Raw genomic sequence first — 17,213 nt, 5'->3', positions numbered from 1 at the left:
CCGCGGCGGAGGGCTTCGGCGGCGCATCCTCTGCATCTGTTTGCGTACGACATCCGCGTCACCCCCGCCCATGCAACGCCGCTATCTCCTGCAGATCGAGATCGTATTCGAGGATCGTCAGCAACTCGTCGTGAATCAGGCCGGACCGATGCATGCGCAACAGTTCCTTGCGACCCGCTGCCACGGCGGCGAGCACCACGTCGTAATGCGCGGCGCGCGCGTCGGCAGGAAATTGGATTTCCTTCTGATATAGGTCGGTCATGCGTGCACGGTAGCTGTACTGCTCCAGCAGGCGAGGATGGATCACGTTGCCGTCGGGACCGTGTGCGAGCGGCTTGATCGCGGCGAACTGCGCTGCTTCGAGGCGCGCCCATGCCTGCGGCTCGCTCAGATGACGTGCGTTTTTATCGCTGCTGCGATCCGGATTGGCCCATCGAATCAGCGGGCCAATTGTCGTACCTTGGCCAAGCACAGTCACAAGAATGACGGCGAATGAAGCGACCAGAATAAGATCGCGGCCCGGCATGGCTTCCGGTAACGACAGCGCGATCGCCAGCGTGACGACGCCACGCATGCCGGCCCAGCTCGTGACGGTTGCGGAGCGCCAATCGAACGCCATGCCGTCGCGTCTCAGCAACTTGCACAGCAGCCCTTGCATCGACTCGACGCCGAATACCCACACAAAGCGCGACAGCACCACGGCGGCGAGTACCGCACCGACCGCGGGAGCAAGCGCGGTGAGCGTGCCGCCGACTCCGCCCAGGCGGACCATCACGCCGCGCAGCGACAAGCCGATCAGAATGAACACCAGCGCTTCCATGAGGAAGATCACGACTTGCCAGAAGGCGGTGCCGCGAGTGCGCACCGAGGCTGAGAAGATCTCGTGCTGATGCCAGCCGAGTACCATGCCGCAACTGACGGTGGCGATCACGCCGGAGACGTCGAGCAGATCGCCGACGATGTAGCTGATCCAGCCCGACAGCGCCGCCGCGGTAATCATCAGATACGCGTCGTCCAGATACCGCAGCAGCTTGACGACGACAAACCCGAGCGCAACCCCGACCGCGACGCCGCCTAGCGCGAGGATCGCGAAGCGCTCTGTCGCGTGTTGCGCGCTGAACGTGCCTGTCAATGCGGCTGCGACAGCGAAGCGGAACAGCACCAGACCGGCAGCGTCGTTGAGCAGGCTTTCGCCCTCGAGCAGAACCATCAATCGGCGCGGTAGCGCGACGCGTTCCAGCACGGCTTTGGCGGCGACGGCGTCAGGCGGCGAGACGATCGCGCCTAGCGCGAAGCATGCGCCCCACGGCAACGCGGGCACGACCAGGTGCGCGGCCACGCCGACCACCAGTGTGGTGAACGCGACTGCGCCGATTGCCAGCAGCAGGATGCCGCCGAGGTTTCGCTTGAATTCGTCCCATACGGAGAAATATGCGCCGTCCATTAGCAACGGCGGCAGGAACACGATCAACACCAGTTCTGGATCGAGATTGACCGGCGGCAGGCCAGGCATGAATGCCATCGCGGCGCCACCGACCAATAGTGCCGCTGCGGGCGGCAGACGCAGCCGCTTCGCTACCAGTTCGAGAGCGATGATCGCGATGAGCGATAGCAGGATGAGTTTGAAGGCCGTTACGGAGGACATGTGGGGGTGGGCCTCTGCGAGGGGAAGGTTTGCTTTTTTATCACGAGGTGGTGTGGGGGTGGCCAGGTTTCTCCTGGTGTGGTGGGTTTCGGTGTTTTATTTCTGTTTGCCTGCGGTGTTGGGCTTTCCTTGAGCTTGCTTGCCTTTTGCGGCGGCAATTTTCTGTGTGCCTACGGCGGTGGCTTTTTCTTTTGTTTTTGGTTTATTAGCGTTCCCCCTGTGCGGGGGGGCACCTACTTTTCTTTGCCTGCCGCAAAGAAAAGTAGGCAAAAGAAAGCGGCTTTACACCGCCAGCTCTTAAGCGGGTCCCCTGGCTTGGAGGAGGTAGTGGAGCATCTGGAATCGGTGTTCTCGCGCACTCCGCGCTGGTGACAAGGCCGTCATCCTTCCGGCGACGCTGCGCGCGCCGCAACGGTACTTCTCAAAACCGATGGGGCGTACACGCTTCCCGCATCATCCTTCCCGCCTCGCACTGTGTGCTCGCCGGAAGGGGCTGCCACGAAAACCAGAGGCTTTGTTTGCGCGCGGTTGGGGGCTATCGGCTTCGCCTCGGCGAGCGCGGGCCACCACCGCGAGTGAGACGCTAGCGCCTCGGCGACGCATTGGGGACGCGAGGGCGAGCCACAGCGCTGAACCAACCGCAAGCGCCCAAACCGCCAGGCGGTTTGATGAAGTACCGCCACGGCGCGCGCAGCGCCGCCGGAAGGATGACGGCCTTGTCACCAGCGCGGAGTGCGCGAGAACACCGATTCCAGATGCTCCACTACCTCCTCCAAGCCAGGGGACCCGCTTAAGAGCTGGCGGTGTAAAGCCGCTTTCTTTTGCCTACTTTTCTTTGCGGCAGGCAAAGAAAAGTAGGTGCCCCCCCGCACAGGGGGAACGCTAATAAACCAAAAAGAAGAGAAAAAACCACCGCCGTAGGCACACAGAAAATTGCCGCCGCCAAAGGCAAAAACCTAAACTTTCAGCGCCGAAGAACCGCCCCCTTCTTGCAAAACCGCATCGCGTTTATCCAGCAAATGCTGCCGAAGAATCGCGCTCAACCTCTTTCCATCCCGCGCTTCAAGCGCCTTCAACATCTCATCATGATCATGAATCGCGCTATCCCACTTCGGGGTCTGAAAATTCGACCGAAACCGCAGCGCCTGCAACCGATGGTTCACCGAAATATAAATCTGCCGTAGCGCCGAATTACGCGCTGCTTCGTTGATCTTGTCGTGAATCGCCTGGTTGCGACTGTAATACCCAGCAAGATCATTCTGCGCCCGACACGCGAGCATCGCGTAATGCAACGCCTTGATCTCCGCAAGCTCAGCAGCGGTCATCCTCTCAGCCGCCAGCTCGCCGGAAAACGCCTCGAGTCCGCTCATCAACTCGAACGTCTCATGCATCTCCGCTTCCGACATCTTCGATACCGATGCCCCACGGTTCGGCGAAATCTCAATCAGCCCTTCGGCCGCCAGCACCTTTAACGCTTCGCGCAACGGCGTGCGCGAAATGCCCAGCGTCTCGCACAGTTCGCGCTCGTTCAGCTTCTTGCCCGGCTCTAGCACGCCTTCAACGATAAAGCGGCGGATGTGCTCGACCACCGTGTCATGCAGCCGCTGACGCTCCACTTTCGGCATCAACGGGGGCGCAGCAATGCCTGCACCAAGATCCGAATTTTGCATACAAAAATCCTCGACATCGTGTTAAGTCGGATTTTATCGGAAGCCAATAGATTAGTTAAGAGTGCGGGTATACGCGGATCTCAACGGGCGATTTTTGCCTTGGGATTGCCAGCGATCGTCTGATATAGTTTTTTGAATGCAAAATTCAATCTGAGGAATCCAATGCTCAAGCTAGACTTTCATCCCGCTGGCCGCCATTTCCTGCAGATTCCGGGTCCGAGCCCGGTGCCTGACCGCATCCTCCGGGCGATGAGCTACCCGACTATCGACCATCGTGGCCCGGAGTTCGGCGAACTTGGCCTCAAAGTGCTCGACGGCATCAAGAAGATCTTCAAGACGCAGCAGCCGGTGGTGATCTATCCGGCGTCAGGCACGGGCGCGTGGGAAGCGGCGTTGTCGAACACGCTGAACCCCGGCGACAACGTGTTGATGTTCGAAACCGGCCACTTCGCAACGCTGTGGAAAAAGATGGCGGAAAGCCTCGGGCTGAAGCCGGAGTTCCTCGGCCTGCCCGGCATCGAAGGCTGGCGGCGCGGGGTTCAGCCGCAAATGATCGAGGAGCGTCTGCGCGCCGATACGCAGCACGCGATCAAAGCCGTCTGCGTGGTCCACAACGAAACCTCCACGGGCGTCACCTCCGATATCGCCGCCGTGCGCCGCGCCATCGACGCCGCCGGTCACCCGGCGCTGTTGCTGGTCGATACGATTTCGGGTCTCGCTTGCGCCGACTATCGCCATGACGAATGGGGTGTCGATGTCACGGTGTCGGGCTCGCAAAAAGGCCTGATGCTGCCGCCGGGCATCAGCTTCAACGCGATTTCGCCGAAGGCGTTTGCCGCCAGCAAGCAGGCCAAACTGCCGCGCAGCTTCTGGGACTGGACCGACATCGTCGAGATGAATAAGAGCGGTTACTGGCCCTACACGCCGAACACGAATCTGCTGTACGGGCTTTCCGAAGCGCTCGAGATGATTCTCGGCGAAGGGCTCGACAACGTGTTCGCCCGCCACGAGCGTCTCGCCGAAGCAACCCGCCGCGCGGTGCGCGCGTGGGGGCTCGAGATTCAATGCGTCGATCCGGCCGTGTATAGCCCGGTGCTCACCGGCGTGATGATGCCCGATGGCGTCGATGCCGACGCCGTCCGCAAGGTCATCTACGAACGTTTCGACATGTCGCTCGGCACGGGCCTCGGCAAGATGAAAGGCCGCATGTTCCGCATCGGCCACCTCGGCGATTGCAACGATCTGATGCTGCTGGCAACGCTGGCCGGCTGCGAAATGGGCCTGAGGATCGCGGGCGTGCCGCTCAAGGAAAGCGGCTTGCCGGCCGCTATGGAATGGTTGAGCGAGCCGGCGCACACGTCGGGCCTGAAAGCAGCGGCTTGAGCACAGTAGCGCATCCGCGCAACAAGCAACTCGCCGCAAGGCAAGACGGGGAGTGCTTCGCTCACGAAGCCGCGCGCAGAACGCAGCCCAAACAACTTGCGATGTTCCCGCGGCACGCGCCGCTGACGGGACGACGACGCAGCGCGCCATTCCAGGCGCGCCGTCGACAGACAGCAATGGAGAGAGACGATGAAACGGTTTCGTGTGACCAGTGCGACCAGTATCGTTCTAGTGATGCTATGCGTCATGTACTTCATCACTTACCTCGACCGCGTCAACGTCAGCACCGCGGCCGCTGGTTTCGGCAAGGATTTCCATCTCTCGCATACGGAAGTCGGCCTGGTGTTCTCGGCGTTCGCGTATCCGTATCTGATTTTTCAAATCATCGGTGGCTGGGTCAGCGATCGCTTCGGCGCCAAACGCACGCTGATTTTCTGCGGCGCGATCTGGGGCGTTGCCACCTTGCTGACCGGCCTGGCCGGTGGCCTGATTTCATTGCTGGCGGCGCGGGTGTTGCTCGGCTTCGGCGAAGGCGCCACCTTTCCCGCGGCCACCTCCGCGATGGCGCGCTGGGTCGCGAAAGAAAAACGCGGCTTTGCGCAGGGCATCACGCACGCGGCATCGCGTATCGGCAATGCGGTTGCGCCCGGACTGATCGTGCTGGTGATGGCGACCTGGGGCTGGCGCGAATCGTTCTATATCTGCGGTGTGTTCAGCTTGCTGTGGGTCGCGGTGTGGTCGTTCACGTTCACCGAACATCCGAAGGATCATCCGCGTATCACGACCGAAGAACTCGAGGTCTTGCCCGCGCCGAAGCCGAAAGCCGCCGGCGTGCCGTGGAAAGCACTGTTTCGCCGCATGGCGCCGGTCACGATCGTCTACTTCTGCTACGGCTGGACCTTGTGGCTGTTCCTCAGCTGGATTCCTCAGTACTTCCTGCACAGCTATCACCTGCAACTGCAGAAGTCGGCGATCTTCGCTTCGGCGGTGTTCTTTGCCGGCGTGCTCGGCGATACGCTCGGCGGCGTCGTCACCGACTGGATCTTCACGCGCACCAGGAGTCTGAAGCGCGCACGCAGCTGGATGGTGTCGGTGTGCATGATGTTCTGCCTGATCTCGCTTGTGCCGCTGATGTTCACGCACAGCCTGTATCTGTCGATGGCGTGCCTTGCGTCCGGCTTCTTCTTCGCCGAAATGACGATTGGTCCGATGTGGGCGATCCCGATGGACATCGCGCCGGAATACTCGGGCACCGCGAGCGGCATGATGAACACCGGTTCGGCATTGGCCGCGATCATCTCGCCTGTGGTCGGCGGCTTTCTGATCGACTATTTCGGCAGTTGGGAATTGCCGTTCGTCGGCAGCATGCTGTTGATGGCGATCGGCGTGGTGCTCGCGTTTCGCATGCAGCCGGACAGTAAGTTCGCCCTCAACGAAGCCGCCAAAGCGCACACGGCCACGCGCGTGGGTGTGTAAGCGAATCGCGCCGCTCTCGCTCCCCGCCTTCATCCAGCCTTCACTTGGGACGACGATATGACGAATGCTACTTCCGCTTTACTCGTCAAGCCGATCCATCTGGTGCCGTCCGCCGCGCGCCTGACGACTCCTCTCGCGCAGCACCTGCACAAGTCGTTACGCGGCGACGTGCTATTCGATGCGGCGAGCCGCGGCCGTTACTCGACCGATGCGTCGATCTACCAGATCACACCGATCGGCGTAGTGGTGCCGCGCGATCAGGACGATTTGCGCATGGCGCTGGAAATCGCACGCAGCGAGAAAGTGCCGCTGCTCGCGCGCGGCGCGGGCACGAGCCAATGCGGCCAGACGGTCGGCGAAGCGCTGGTGATCGACACCAGCAAGTGGCTGAACAACGTCGTCGCCTTCGACGCGGACGCGCGCACGGTGACGGTCGAACCGGGAGTCGTGCTGGACCATCTGAACGCGTGGCTGAAGCCGCACGGACTATGGTTTCCAGTCGACGTCTCGACGGCCGCGCAATGCACGATCGGCGGGATGGCGGGCAACAATTCGTGCGGCTCGCGTTCGATCGAATACGGCAACATGGTGCACAACGTCGAGGCGATCGACGCGATTCTCGCCGACGGCAGCGAAGCGCGTTTCGCATCGCTGCGAGTCGCGCCGCAAGGTGCGCGCTTGCAGCAGATTCTCGAAGGCGTGAAGCGGATTGCCGAGCGCGAGCGTGACGAGATCGTGGCGCGTGTGCCGAAGGTGTTGCGTCGCGTGGCGGGCTACAACGTCGACCTGTTCGATTGCCAGAATCCGCGCGCCTATACCGATGACGGCATTGCGAACCTCGCGCATCTGCTGGTCGGTTCGGAAGGCACGCTCGCGTTCAACCGGCAATTGACGCTGAAGCTCGCGCCGCTGCCCGCGCACAAAACGCTTGGCGTGGTCAACTTCCCGACCTTCTGGCAGGCGATGGACCTGACGCAACACATCGTCAAGCTGAAGCCGGTGGCAGTGGAGTTGGTCGATCGCACGATGATCGATCTGGCGACGAGCAATCCCGCGTTCCGGCCGGTGATCGAGAAGGCGCTGGTGGGCCGGCCGCAAGCGATCCTGCTGGTTGAATTCGCGGGCGAGAACCGCGATGCGCAACTCGCGTCGCTCAAGCAACTGACCGAACTGATGGCCGACCTCGGGTTGCCGGATTCGGTCGTCGAGATGCCGGATGCGAATGAACAGAAAGCGTTGTGGGAAGTCCGCAAAGCCGGACTGAACATCATGATGAGTATGAAGGGCGACGGTAAGCCGGTCTCCTTCATCGAAGATTGCGCGGTGCCGCTCGAACATCTGGCGCAATACACGAGCCGCTTGACCGAAGTGTTTCACCGCAACGGTACTGAAGGCACGTGGTACGCGCATGCGAGCGTCGGCACGCTGCACGTGCGGCCGATTCTCGATATGCGGCGCGACGGTGCGGCAAAGATGCGCGCGATCGCTGAAGAAGCGGCGGCGCTGGTGCGCGAATACAAGGGCGCGTATTCAGGCGAACACGGCGACGGCTTGTGCCGTGGCGAATGGGTCGCGTGGCAATACGGACCGCGTCTGAACCAGGCGTTCAACGAGATCAAGACGCTATTCGATCCGGACAATCGCTTCAATCCCGACAAGATCGTGCGTCCGCCGAAAATGGACGACGCGCGCAATTTCCGCTTTGCGCCGGGCTATAAAGCGCATCGGATCGGGACCGCGCTCGACTGGTCCGCATGGAACGTCGAACGCGATCCGCTGACGGGGCAGGAGACACTGCCGGGCAGCGGCAACGATCTATCCGGCGGTCTCGCGAAGGCTGTCGAGATGTGCAACAACAACGGCCACTGCCGCAAGTTCGACGCGGGCACGATGTGCCCGAGCTATCGCGTGACGAAAGACGAACAACACGTGACGCGCGGACGTGCGAACACGTTGCGTCTGGCGATCTCGGGGCAACTCGGCGAAGCAGGGCTCGCCAGCGACGACGTCAAGGACACGCTCGATCTGTGCGTGTCGTGTAAGGGCTGCAAGCGCGATTGCCCGACTGGCGTCGACATGGCGAAGTTCAAGATCGAAGCGCGGGCGGCGCGCGTGAAGCGGCATGGCTTGCGTCTGCGCGACAAGCTGGTGGCGTTCATGCCGCGCTATGCAGCAGTGGCGAGCCGTATGCCTGGCGCGATGGCGCTGGCCGACAACGTGCCGGTCTTGTCGGCCTGGTTCAAACGGTCGGTGGGTTTTGCGCCTGAACGCACGCTGCCGCGTTTCAGGAAGTCGTTTCTGTCGACGGTCACGCCAGGCAAGCCGGCTACCGGCGGCGCGTTGAAAGAAGTATTGTTGTTCGTCGACACGTTCAACAACAACATGGAGCCGGAAAACGCACGCGCGGCGCAGCGAGTGCTGCAGGCAGCCGGCTACACGGTGCATTTCAATGCGCGACAAGGCGAGCGGCCAGTGTGTTGCGGCCGGACTTTCCTTGCCGCGGGTCTGGTCGATGAAGCGAAGCAGGAAGCGCGGCGCATGCTCGACCTGTTCAAGCCGTTTGTGGAGCGTGGCGTACCGATTGTCGGTTTGGAGCCGTCGTGTTTGCTGTCGTTACGTGACGAGTTTTTGCATTACGGCTTTGGTGAAGAAGCGCAGCAGCTATCGAAGCAGGCGTTTCTATTCGAAGAATTTCTGGTGCGCGAGGAAAAGGCCGGGCGTTTGCAGCTTGCGTTGAAGCCCTTGGCAAAGGCGCAGGCGCTCGTACACGGCCACTGCCACCAGAAAGCCTTCGATGCGTTCACCCCCGTGCAAACCGTGCTGAAGTGGATCCCTGAACTGACGGTATCGACGGTCGAGTCGTCCTGCTGCGGCATGGCCGGCAGCTTCGGCTACGAAGCTGAGCACTACGCAACGTCGCAGGCGATGGCGGAATTGTCGTTGCTGCCGGCAGTGCGCAAGATCGACGGCAATACGGTGATGGTCGCCGACGGGACCAGTTGCCGGCACCAGATTCACGACGGCGCTGGCGTTGAAGCGATTCACGTGGCGCGGGTGTTGGCGATGGCGCTCGAGTAAGGGCGCGGCGGTGAAAGCTGCTATTCGGCGCCAACCGCCTGCCGATACGCCGTCGGCGCCACACCGATGCTCTCGCGAAACCGGTGGCTGAAGTGGCTGGCGTTCGCATACCCGCAACGCTCGGCGACTTGCGCCAGCGGCAGAGACGTGGTGCGCAGCAGCGTGCGTGCGCGCTCAAGCCGTTGTTGCGCGATCCACGCAGCGGGCGGTAGTCCGAACGATGTGCGGAACATCCGCGCGAGGTGAAATTCCGACAGCGTTGCCACACTAGCCAGTTCACCGAGCGTGAGCGATTGCGTCAAGTGATTCTCGATATAGTCGCGCAAGCGCCGCCGCGTGGCGACCGACAAACCTCCCTTGAGCGACGCATCGGTCCGGCGCACGCCTTGCGCGCGCAGCAGCAAGCTCAGCACCTGGTGCGCGGTTTCGTTGGTGCGCAGCAGACTATCGGGGTCCTGCCAGTTTTCGTCGACAAGCGATTGGCACAGCGTGGCGATACGAGCGTCTTCGAAATAGGTGCGATCGGCGAGCGTCAGTTCTCGAGGTTCGCGATCCAGTTCCTGCACGGCGCGCTGCGTGAAATGCTCGGGCAGAAAGTACAGGTGCATGAAGTGCATGTGACCGCGTACCCACCAGCGCGATTCGTGATCGCCGGGTAGTGCGCAAAGCCGCGCGGGCGCACCATAGCGGCCGGGCAATTTCTGCCGCTCCGTGCGATAGCCGCCGTCCAGATAACACGACAGCGTGTGATGGCCGGGCTGGTCGTAGACCGTTTCAGCTTCTTCGGTATCGCGGGTCCAGAGCGCGATTGCCAATTGATCGCCGAGCCACGCAAACCGTTCCAGATTCGCGTTGGCGTCGCGCAGCGTGTGACATACCGACTGCAGGCCAAACGGCGTGTCGGTGGAATCCATCACGGGAGCGGGAGGCGTGGCGTTCACGGGGCGAGCGGAATGCGGTCGGGTCAATGTGTAAGCGCCAGTATACGGCGAGGCTTTAGCGGCGGCTGGCCGCTACGAAAAAATGCGCAATCCTGGACAAGTGCCGCCGCCCGTGCCGCGGCATAGTCGAATCTCTGATTTCACTGCTGCCGGGTTTGCCATGAATGTGTTGCTCTATGCCGTCACCGTTCTGATCTGGGGCACCACCTGGATCGCGATCAAATGGCAACTGGGGGTCGTGCCGCCACCGGTATCGATCGCGTGGCGTTTCTGGATAGCGGCGCTGGTGCTATTCGCGCTGCTGCGCCTGATGCGCAGACCGATCTGGCCGCCGCGCGCCGCATGGCGCTTCCTGGTTGCGCAGGGGCTGGCGCTGTTTTGCGCCAACTTCTTGTGCTTTTACTACGCCGAACAGGTCGTGCCGAGCGGACTCGTGGCGGTGGTCTTTTCGACTGCGACGCTCCTGAACTCGATCAACGGCCGCCTTTTCATGGGCCGCCCATTGCAGCCGACTGCGATTGCCGGTGCGCTGCTGGGCCTCGTCGGCATCGTGTGCCTGTTCGTCCAGCAAATGGCGGGACACCTGGGCGACCACACTGTGTGGTTGGGCCTCGCGATCGCGTTCCTTGGAACATTGTGCTTTTCGACCGGCAATCTGCTGTCGAGCCGGATGCAATCGATGGGCTTGCATCCGTTCGCCACGAATAGCTGGGCGATGCTGATCGGCGCCAGTGTGTTGACGGTAGGGAGCGCGCTGGCCGGCTTTTCCTTCGCCATCGAGCCGTCCACGCGTTATCTCGGCGCGCTCGCTTATCTGGCTGTATTCGGCTCGGTGATCGGCTTTACGGCTTACCTGATGCTGGTCGGGCGGATCGGGCCGGAACGGGCCGCCTACTGCACTGTACTGTTTCCGATTGTGGCGCTGGCGGTGTCAACGGTGTTCGAAGGCTATCGATGGTCCGCGTTGGCGGTGGTCGGCCTCGTACTGGTGGTGGCCGGCAATCTGGTGGCGTTCGATTTGACGCGGCGCATCTTTGTGCGGCGTGTGAGGGTTTCCTGAGCGGCATCTGCCGCTCAGGAGCGGTGGCTAGATCGTCATGCGCGGCCGCCGCGCTCGCGCTTCGGGCGCGGCCAGCATGTGAGCACCTCGCTGCTCGCCAGTCTGGTGGGGCTGCTGAGCGTGCATGGTCATCGTTACCTGAGCCTTGGCGATATCCCGCGCCGTACCGGCAACGCGCATGCGGTGATCGCGCCGTACGGCGTGTTCGAAACCGCTGATGGTCCCCTCAACCTGGCGCCGATCACGTCCGACATGTGGCTGCGCCTATGCCAGTTGCTCGATCTGCCCACCTTACCGGACGACCCACGGTTCGCGACCAACGAAGCCCGCGTCGCGCATCGCGACGAATTGAAGGCTGCGCTGGAAGCCCGTCTGAAGACGCGCAGCAAACGCGAGCGGACCGAACTGTTCATCGGCGCGGGACTGCCGGCCGGGCCGATCAATACGTTGGACGAAGTGTTCGACGATCCGCAAGTGCGGCATTGCCGACTGGTCGAAACACTCGAGCATCCGACGCTTGGCGCGCTGCGCCAGGTCGTGACGCCGGTGTGCGCTTCCGCGGCAGCGGGCGAGCCTGCTGGGCACATCAGCCGGCATGCACCGCCCGGCCTTGGCGAACATACCGTCGACGTACTGCGCGAGGCCGGCTTCGATGCCGCGTCGATCGAGGCGCTAGTCGCCGCGAAGGCTGTGCATCAACAGGGCGGATACCATATGCTGGCAACAGCCTCGGAACCTGCAGCGGGAGTCACGCAATGAACACGCCGGAAACGTCGTCTTTCACGGTGACGGTCGATATCGTGGACGAACGGATTGCGCAATTAACCTTCAGTCATCCTACGCGAAGAAATGCGCTCAGTGCCGATCTCCTGCACGCGCTCGACGCGCGGCTTGTCGAACTCGCGGCGCGGCGCGTCCCGGTCGTCATACTTGGCAGCGGAATGGGACAGGACGTCTGGAGCGCGGGCCACGACCTCGGCGAACTGGCGCACGACCGCGACCCGATCGCCTACGGCAAGCCGCTCGAACAGCTGTTGCGCCGTGTGCGCGCTTATCCCGGCGTGGTGATCGCGATGGTGTCGGGCTCCGTGTGGGGCGGCGCCGTCGATCTGACGATGAGTTGCGACCTCGTCGTCGCCGACGGCAGCGCACGTTTTGCGATGACCCCGGCGAACATCGGCTTGCCGTATACGACGAGCGGCTTGCTGCGCTTCTTCAACAACCTGCCGATTCATGTGTTGAAGGAAATGTTCTTCTGCGCCCAACCGTTGGATGCGCAGCGGGCGGAGCGATTCGGCGTGATCAACCGTCTGGTCGACGGCGAGAAGCTGGAAGCAACGGCACTCGAACTGGCGCGCGGAATAGCCGGCAAGGCGCCGCTGGCGATCCAGGCCGTGAAGGAACAACTGAGGATACTTGAAGACCTGCAACCCATGCCTGTCCAGGCTATGGAGCAGATTGCCGAACTGCGCCGGCAGGCGTGCGAAAGCGCCGATTTCAGCGAAGGACTCGCGGCGTTTTCCGCGCGGCGGCCACCGGTGTTTGACGGCAAATAAGCCATATGTCTGCCGGGCTAAGCACTGCCGTTCGATCGTCGCTGTTCGGGCAACGGTGATGATCCGAATGGTGCCGCACGCACCGGCGGACTTTTAAGGTGAGATTTTTCGGGAGCGAGTAAGCAAAAGAGGAAACTGACGGTGAGCTTTTTCGGGAGCCAAAGAAAGCGCGAAGCGCGCATATGAAGTACCGCGACGGCGCGCGCAGCGCCGCCGGAAGAATGACTGCCTTGTCACCAGGGCGAAGTGTGCGAGAACACCGATTCCAGATGCACCACTACCGCAACTGCGCGAGAAACCCGCTTAAGAATTGGCGGTTTGAGCCGCTTTCTTTTGCCTACTTTTCTTTGCGGCCGGCAAAGAAAAGTAGGTGCTGCCCCGCACAGGGGCAACGCTAATAGACCACTAAGAAAGCAAGGAAAGGCCAACGAAAATGCCACCAAAAAGACCAACAAAAACAGCAAAAAGGATACCTAACAAAAACAAAAAACCAGAATATGAATGAACCACATGGGTAGACGAACCCCACTAACGCCCGTATAATCCCCTTCACCCTAACAGTGAACATCACAGCTACATAAGCCAAGTTAGAAGGGGTTGAATGCAAATTAGCAGCAATCCGCATTCAGCCTACCGCAGGTAAAAATCAAACCCCAGGGGCCCCAAACCCCACCGGCCAAAGCAAGCCCAGCGGCAGCTTGAGCCGGTCCTATCGATGAATCTGGCAGCACCAGTCTTTGCAGGCTGGCAAGCCACCGAGGGCGAAAGCAAACCACCGCACCACGCCCCCGCGTCAGGAAAAAACCCTGGCATCACTCGGTTCACTTCGCGGCACAAGCCGCGTCCCGAACTTCCCATTCGCAGCGTCATCACGACGCCTTTGCGGCGTGGCCATTCCTGCGCGCTGCTCGAACAAGGAGGCGCATCTTCATGATTCAACGTCCTGCCAGACTGATCGGCAGTCTTGTCGCCATCGGCATTGTCATCGCGCTGTTGTACCGCGCGATCGACCCCAGCGCGCTGCATCAGTACGCGCCCGATCTCGTCTACTACACGAAAAGGCACCTGCTGCTCGTCGGCTATTCGATGGCGCTCGCGCTGCTGGTCGGCATTCCTGCGGGCGTGCTGCTGAGCCGCCCTTCATTCTCGCGTCATGCCGAACGTTTCATGCAAATCTTCAACATCGGCAACACGATCCCATCGTTGGCCGTGCTGGCGATTGCGCTCGGCATCTTCGGCATCGGCGATATACCGGCGCTGGTCGCACTGTTCCTCGCGTCATTGCTGCCGATCACGCGCAACGCTTACGAAGGCATGAAAAACGTGTCGCCCGCTTTGCGCGAAGCGGCGCGCGGTCTGGGCATGACTGGGTGGCAGTCGCTGCTGCGCGTCGAGTTACCCAACGCGATGCCGATCATCATCGGCGGCGTGCGTACGGCGCTGGCGATCAACGTGGGCAGCGCGCCGCTCGCGTATCTGATCGGCGCTGACAGCCTCGGCACGCTGATTTTCCCTGGCATCTATCTGGACAATCAGCAGCAGCTTCTGCTCGGCGCCGCGGCCACCGCGATTCTCGCGCTGGTGCTCGACGGCATTGTCTCTGCCGGCAGCCGCTACCTGCTCGCACGACGCGGGGTGACGGCATGATGAATCTGTTCAAACGCGGCCGCTGGGTCGCGGCCGGCGCGCTGCTCCTAGCCAGCTTCCACGCAAGTGCGGCCACCTTGGTGCTCGGCGGCAAGAACTTCACCGAGCAATACGTGCTGACCGAAATCACCGCGCAGTATCTGCGTGCGAAGGGTTACACGATCGATGCCCGCACCGGTCTCGGCAGCACACTGCTGCGCAGTGCGCAGGAGAACGGTCAGATCGACGTGGTGTGGGAATACACCGGCACGGCTGCCATCGTCTACAACAAGATCACCGAAAAGCTCGATTCGAAGACGATGTACGAACGCGTCAAGACACTCGACGCCAAACGTGGCCTCGTCTGGCTCGATGCATCGCCGCTGAACAACACGTACGCGATCGGTTTGCCTGAGCAGGTGGCGCAGCAAACCGGCATCCGCACGATCTCGCAACTCGCGGCCAAAATCGACGCCGAGCCGAACAGGAAGCACGTGTTCGCGATGGATGCGGAGTTCGCCAATCGTCCGGATGGTCTGAAGCCGCTCGAAGCCGCCTATGGCATGCAGTTCAGCCGCGCGGAAACGCGTCAGATGGACCCGGGTCTCGTGTACACCGCGTTGCATAACAACCAGGTGTCGATCGGTCTGATCTACACGACCGATGGCCGCGTGAAGGGTTTCAACATCACGCCGCTTGAAGACGATCGCCACTACTTCCCCGCGTACAACGCAACGCCGGTGGTGCGCAAGCCGATCCTCGACCAGAACCCGCAACTCGCGACGCTGTTGGACGCGCTGTCCGCCGCGCTGAACAACGACACCATGCTGGAGATGAATAAGCAGATCGATATCGACGGCAAATCGGTGCGCGAAGTGGCGGCGGAATTCCTGCGCACGCACAAGCTGCCTTGAGGGGAGATCTTTGATGAACGTATTCGACTATCTATCGGCCAACTGGCCGGAACTGCTGCAACTGACCGCGCAACACGTGTGGCTGGTGAGCATCGCAGTGGGCTGCGCGATCTTGGTCGGCGTGCCCCTAGGCATCCTGATCAATCGCCATGAGTGGCTCGCGTCGCCGTTGCTGGGCGTCGCGACCGTGGTGCTGACACTGCCGTCGATCGCGTTGTTCGGTTTGATGATTCCGGTGTTCTCGCGCTTCGGCCAGGGCATCGGCGCGGTGCCCGCGATCACCGCCGTGTTCCTCTATTCGCTGCTGCCGATCATGCGCAACACCTACCTCGCGTTGCGCAATGTGGACGCGGGGATCAAGGAAGCCGGCATTGGTATCGGCATGACGGTCTGGCAGCGGCTGCGCCTCGTCGACTTGCCGCTCGCGGTGCCGGTGATTCTCGGCGGCGTGCGTACGGCGGTCGTGATGAACATCGGCGTGATGACGATCGCGGCGGTGATCGGCGCGGGCGGCCTCGGCACGCTGATCATCCGCGCGATCGGCCAAAGCAACATGATGAAACTGTTGGTGGGCGCCGTGCTCGTGAGCGTGCTCGCGATCGTCGCCGACCTGCTGCTGCAAGCGTTGCAACGCTTGCTGACACCGAAGGGAGTGCAAAAGACATGATCGAACTCGACAAACTGACCAAGACGTTTACGCAGAAGGACGGCCAGCAGGTACGCGCGGTCGACTCGGTGAGCCTCACCGTCGGCGAAGGAGAAATCTGCGTGTTTCTCGGCCCGTCGGGCTGCGGCAAGACCACCACGCTGAAGATGATCAACCGTCTGATCGCGCCGACTTCGGGCCGCGTGCTGATCAACGGCGAGGACACCTCGGGCCTGAACGAAGTCGAATTGCGCCGTCACATCGGCTATGTGATCCAGCAGATTGGTCTGTTCCCCAATATGACGATCGAAGAAAACATCACGGTCGTGCCGCGCTTGCTCGGCTGGGACAAGAAGCGCTGCCGCGAACGCGCGACCGAGTTGATGTCGATGGTCGCGCTCGATCCGAAGCAGTATCTGAAGCGCTATCCGCGCGAGTTGTCGGGCGGGCAGCAGCAGCGGATCGGCGTGATCCGCGCGCTGGCCGCCGATCCGCCGGTGCTGCTGATGGACGAACCGTTCGGCGCGGTCGACCCGATCAACCGCGAGTCGATCCAGAACGAGTTCTTCCAGATGCAGCGTCAGTTGAACAAGACCGTGATCATGGTGAGCCACGACATCGACGAGGCGATCAAGCTCGGTGACCGCGTGGCCGTGTTCCGCCGTGGCCAGCTGGTGCAATACGATCACCCGGACACGCTGCTCGCGCATCCGCGCGATGAGTTTGTCGGCGCGTTTGTCGGTCAGGACAGCACACTGAAGCGTCTGCTGCTGGTGAAGGCCGGCGACGCCGCGACGCAACCGGAAACCGCGCGTGCCGACACGCCTGTCGCACGCGCCTTCCAGATGATGGACGACAGCGACAGCCGCTATCTGACCATCGTCGACGACAACCGGCAGGCGCTCGGTTATGTCACGCGCCGTGCGGCGCGCGCGGCGCAGGGCGTGTGCGGCGAGCATCTGAGCGAGTTCAAGGCCACGGTGAGCGCCGACGAGCATCTGCGCATCGTGCTGTCGAAGATGTATCAGTTCAACTCGTCATGGATGCCGGTGATGGACAGCGACGGACGCTATGTCGGCGAAGTCACGCAGGATTCGATCGCCGATTATCTGAGCTCGGGCCGCTCGCGTCGGCAGTCCGGTCAACCGGCCATTGTGTCGCCTGCCGTTGCTGCGGCTGAAGCGGCTGCCGCGCAGGCTGCCGCGGTGCACGCCTGAG

At 62.0% G+C, this 17,213-nt stretch carries 12 protein-coding genes and 1 pseudogene; 10 read left to right on the top strand and 3 right to left on the bottom strand.

The window, feature by feature from the left end; translation table 11 throughout:
• Positions 1-58: 58 nt before the first annotated feature.
• Positions 59-1,645 (bottom strand): Na+/H+ antiporter, encoded by a 1,587-nt coding sequence (locus tag AC3WOG_RS35465; RefSeq protein ID WP_492582366.1) that lies wholly within the window; start codon positions 1,643-1,645, stop codon positions 59-61.
• A 956-nt stretch (positions 1,646-2,601) separates the two neighbouring features.
• The gene (locus AC3WOG_RS35460; RefSeq protein ID WP_492582365.1) at positions 2,602-3,315 is read right to left on the bottom strand and encodes a GntR family transcriptional regulator; all 714 of its coding nucleotides are present in this window, start codon (positions 3,313-3,315) and stop codon (positions 2,602-2,604) included.
• A 162-nt stretch (positions 3,316-3,477) separates the two neighbouring features.
• Between AC3WOG_RS35460 and AC3WOG_RS35455 the strand changes: the two genes are divergently transcribed.
• The 3 genes from AC3WOG_RS35455 (at position 3,478) to AC3WOG_RS35445 (ending at position 9,252) form a co-directional block, all read left to right on the top strand.
• Positions 3,478-4,698 carry a pyridoxal-phosphate-dependent aminotransferase family protein gene (locus AC3WOG_RS35455; RefSeq protein ID WP_492582364.1) on the top strand — a complete coding sequence of 407 codons (1,221 nt, stop codon included), beginning with the start codon at positions 3,478-3,480 and terminating at the stop codon, positions 4,696-4,698.
• A 189-nt stretch (positions 4,699-4,887) separates the two neighbouring features.
• The gene (locus tag AC3WOG_RS35450) at positions 4,888-6,174 is read left to right on the top strand and encodes an MFS transporter (RefSeq protein ID WP_492582363.1); all 1,287 of its coding nucleotides are present in this window, start codon (positions 4,888-4,890) and stop codon (positions 6,172-6,174) included.
• A gap of 57 nt (positions 6,175-6,231) precedes the next feature.
• Positions 6,232-9,252, top strand: a complete 3,021-nt coding sequence (locus AC3WOG_RS35445) for an FAD-binding and (Fe-S)-binding domain-containing protein (RefSeq protein WP_492582362.1) — start codon at positions 6,232-6,234, stop codon at positions 9,250-9,252.
• 20 nt (positions 9,253-9,272) lie between these two features.
• On the opposite strand, the gene AC3WOG_RS35440 is transcribed toward AC3WOG_RS35445, so the two are convergent.
• Positions 9,273-10,166 (bottom strand): helix-turn-helix domain-containing protein, encoded by an 894-nt coding sequence (locus tag AC3WOG_RS35440; RefSeq protein WP_492582361.1) that lies wholly within the window; start codon positions 10,164-10,166, stop codon positions 9,273-9,275.
• Between the two features lie 187 nt (positions 10,167-10,353).
• Here AC3WOG_RS35440 and AC3WOG_RS35435 point away from each other — a divergent pair, with 187 nt between their 5' ends.
• The 7 genes and pseudogenes from AC3WOG_RS35435 to AC3WOG_RS35405 all read left to right on the top strand — a co-directional run bounded on the left by AC3WOG_RS35435 (position 10,354) and on the right by AC3WOG_RS35405 (position 17,212).
• On the top strand, positions 10,354-11,253 hold the full coding sequence (locus AC3WOG_RS35435) for a DMT family transporter (protein WP_492582360.1): 900 nt from the start codon (positions 10,354-10,356) through the stop codon (positions 11,251-11,253).
• Positions 11,254-11,304: 51 nt separating this feature from the next.
• Positions 11,305-12,012: pseudogene (locus AC3WOG_RS35430) on the top strand (CaiB/BaiF CoA transferase family protein); the annotation flags it as partial.
• Positions 12,009-12,809, top strand: coding sequence for a methylmalonyl-CoA decarboxylase (gene scpB, locus AC3WOG_RS35425; RefSeq protein WP_492582359.1), 801 nt, complete (start codon positions 12,009-12,011; stop codon positions 12,807-12,809). The pseudogene AC3WOG_RS35430 and the gene scpB, both read left to right, overlap by 4 nt.
• 930 nt (positions 12,810-13,739) lie before the next feature.
• Complete coding sequence (locus AC3WOG_RS35420; protein WP_492582358.1) at positions 13,740-14,456, top strand: ABC transporter permease; 717 nt, start codon at positions 13,740-13,742, stop codon at positions 14,454-14,456.
• Positions 14,453-15,349: a glycine betaine ABC transporter substrate-binding protein gene (locus AC3WOG_RS35415; RefSeq protein ID WP_492582357.1), complete on the top strand. Its 897-nt coding sequence runs from the start codon at positions 14,453-14,455 to the stop codon at positions 15,347-15,349. Before AC3WOG_RS35420 ends, AC3WOG_RS35415 begins: the two co-directional genes overlap by 4 nt.
• A 13-nt stretch (positions 15,350-15,362) precedes the next feature.
• Positions 15,363-16,016, top strand: a complete 654-nt coding sequence (locus AC3WOG_RS35410) for an ABC transporter permease (protein ID WP_492582356.1) — start codon at positions 15,363-15,365, stop codon at positions 16,014-16,016.
• Positions 16,013-17,212 (top strand): osmoprotectant ABC transporter ATP-binding protein OsmV, encoded by a 1,200-nt coding sequence (locus AC3WOG_RS35405; protein WP_492582355.1) that lies wholly within the window; start codon positions 16,013-16,015, stop codon positions 17,210-17,212. The genes AC3WOG_RS35410 and AC3WOG_RS35405 overlap by 4 nt, the downstream gene beginning before the upstream one ends.
• Position 17,213: the final 1 nt, after the last annotated feature.

The organism is Paraburkholderia sp. FW306-02-B, from assembly GCF_058782725.1.
This window is presented reverse-complemented; position numbering and strand designations above follow the sequence as displayed.

What these genes read in the sequence shown, in the direction of transcription:
- AC3WOG_RS35435 (WP_492582360.1), top strand. Translation starts at nt 10,354, where the DNA reads ATGAATGTGTTGCTCTATGCCGTCACCGTTCTGATCTGGGGCACCACC.
- AC3WOG_RS35440 (WP_492582361.1), bottom strand. Translation starts at nt 10,166, where the DNA reads ATGGATTCCACCGACACGCCGTTTGGCCTGCAGTCGGTATGTCACACG.
- AC3WOG_RS35465 (WP_492582366.1), bottom strand. Translation starts at nt 1,645, where the DNA reads ATGTCCTCCGTAACGGCCTTCAAACTCATCCTGCTATCGCTCATCGCG.
- AC3WOG_RS35415 (WP_492582357.1), top strand. Translation starts at nt 14,453, where the DNA reads ATGATGAATCTGTTCAAACGCGGCCGCTGGGTCGCGGCCGGCGCGCTG.
- AC3WOG_RS35455 (WP_492582364.1), top strand. Translation starts at nt 3,478, where the DNA reads ATGCTCAAGCTAGACTTTCATCCCGCTGGCCGCCATTTCCTGCAGATT.
- AC3WOG_RS35410 (WP_492582356.1), top strand. Translation starts at nt 15,363, where the DNA reads ATGAACGTATTCGACTATCTATCGGCCAACTGGCCGGAACTGCTGCAA.
- scpB (WP_492582359.1), top strand. Translation starts at nt 12,009, where the DNA reads ATGAACACGCCGGAAACGTCGTCTTTCACGGTGACGGTCGATATCGTG.
- AC3WOG_RS35450 (WP_492582363.1), top strand. Translation starts at nt 4,888, where the DNA reads ATGAAACGGTTTCGTGTGACCAGTGCGACCAGTATCGTTCTAGTGATG.
- AC3WOG_RS35445 (WP_492582362.1), top strand. Translation starts at nt 6,232, where the DNA reads ATGACGAATGCTACTTCCGCTTTACTCGTCAAGCCGATCCATCTGGTG.
- AC3WOG_RS35460 (WP_492582365.1), bottom strand. Translation starts at nt 3,315, where the DNA reads ATGCAAAATTCGGATCTTGGTGCAGGCATTGCTGCGCCCCCGTTGATG.
- AC3WOG_RS35420 (WP_492582358.1), top strand. Translation starts at nt 13,740, where the DNA reads ATGATTCAACGTCCTGCCAGACTGATCGGCAGTCTTGTCGCCATCGGC.
- AC3WOG_RS35405 (WP_492582355.1), top strand. Translation starts at nt 16,013, where the DNA reads ATGATCGAACTCGACAAACTGACCAAGACGTTTACGCAGAAGGACGGC.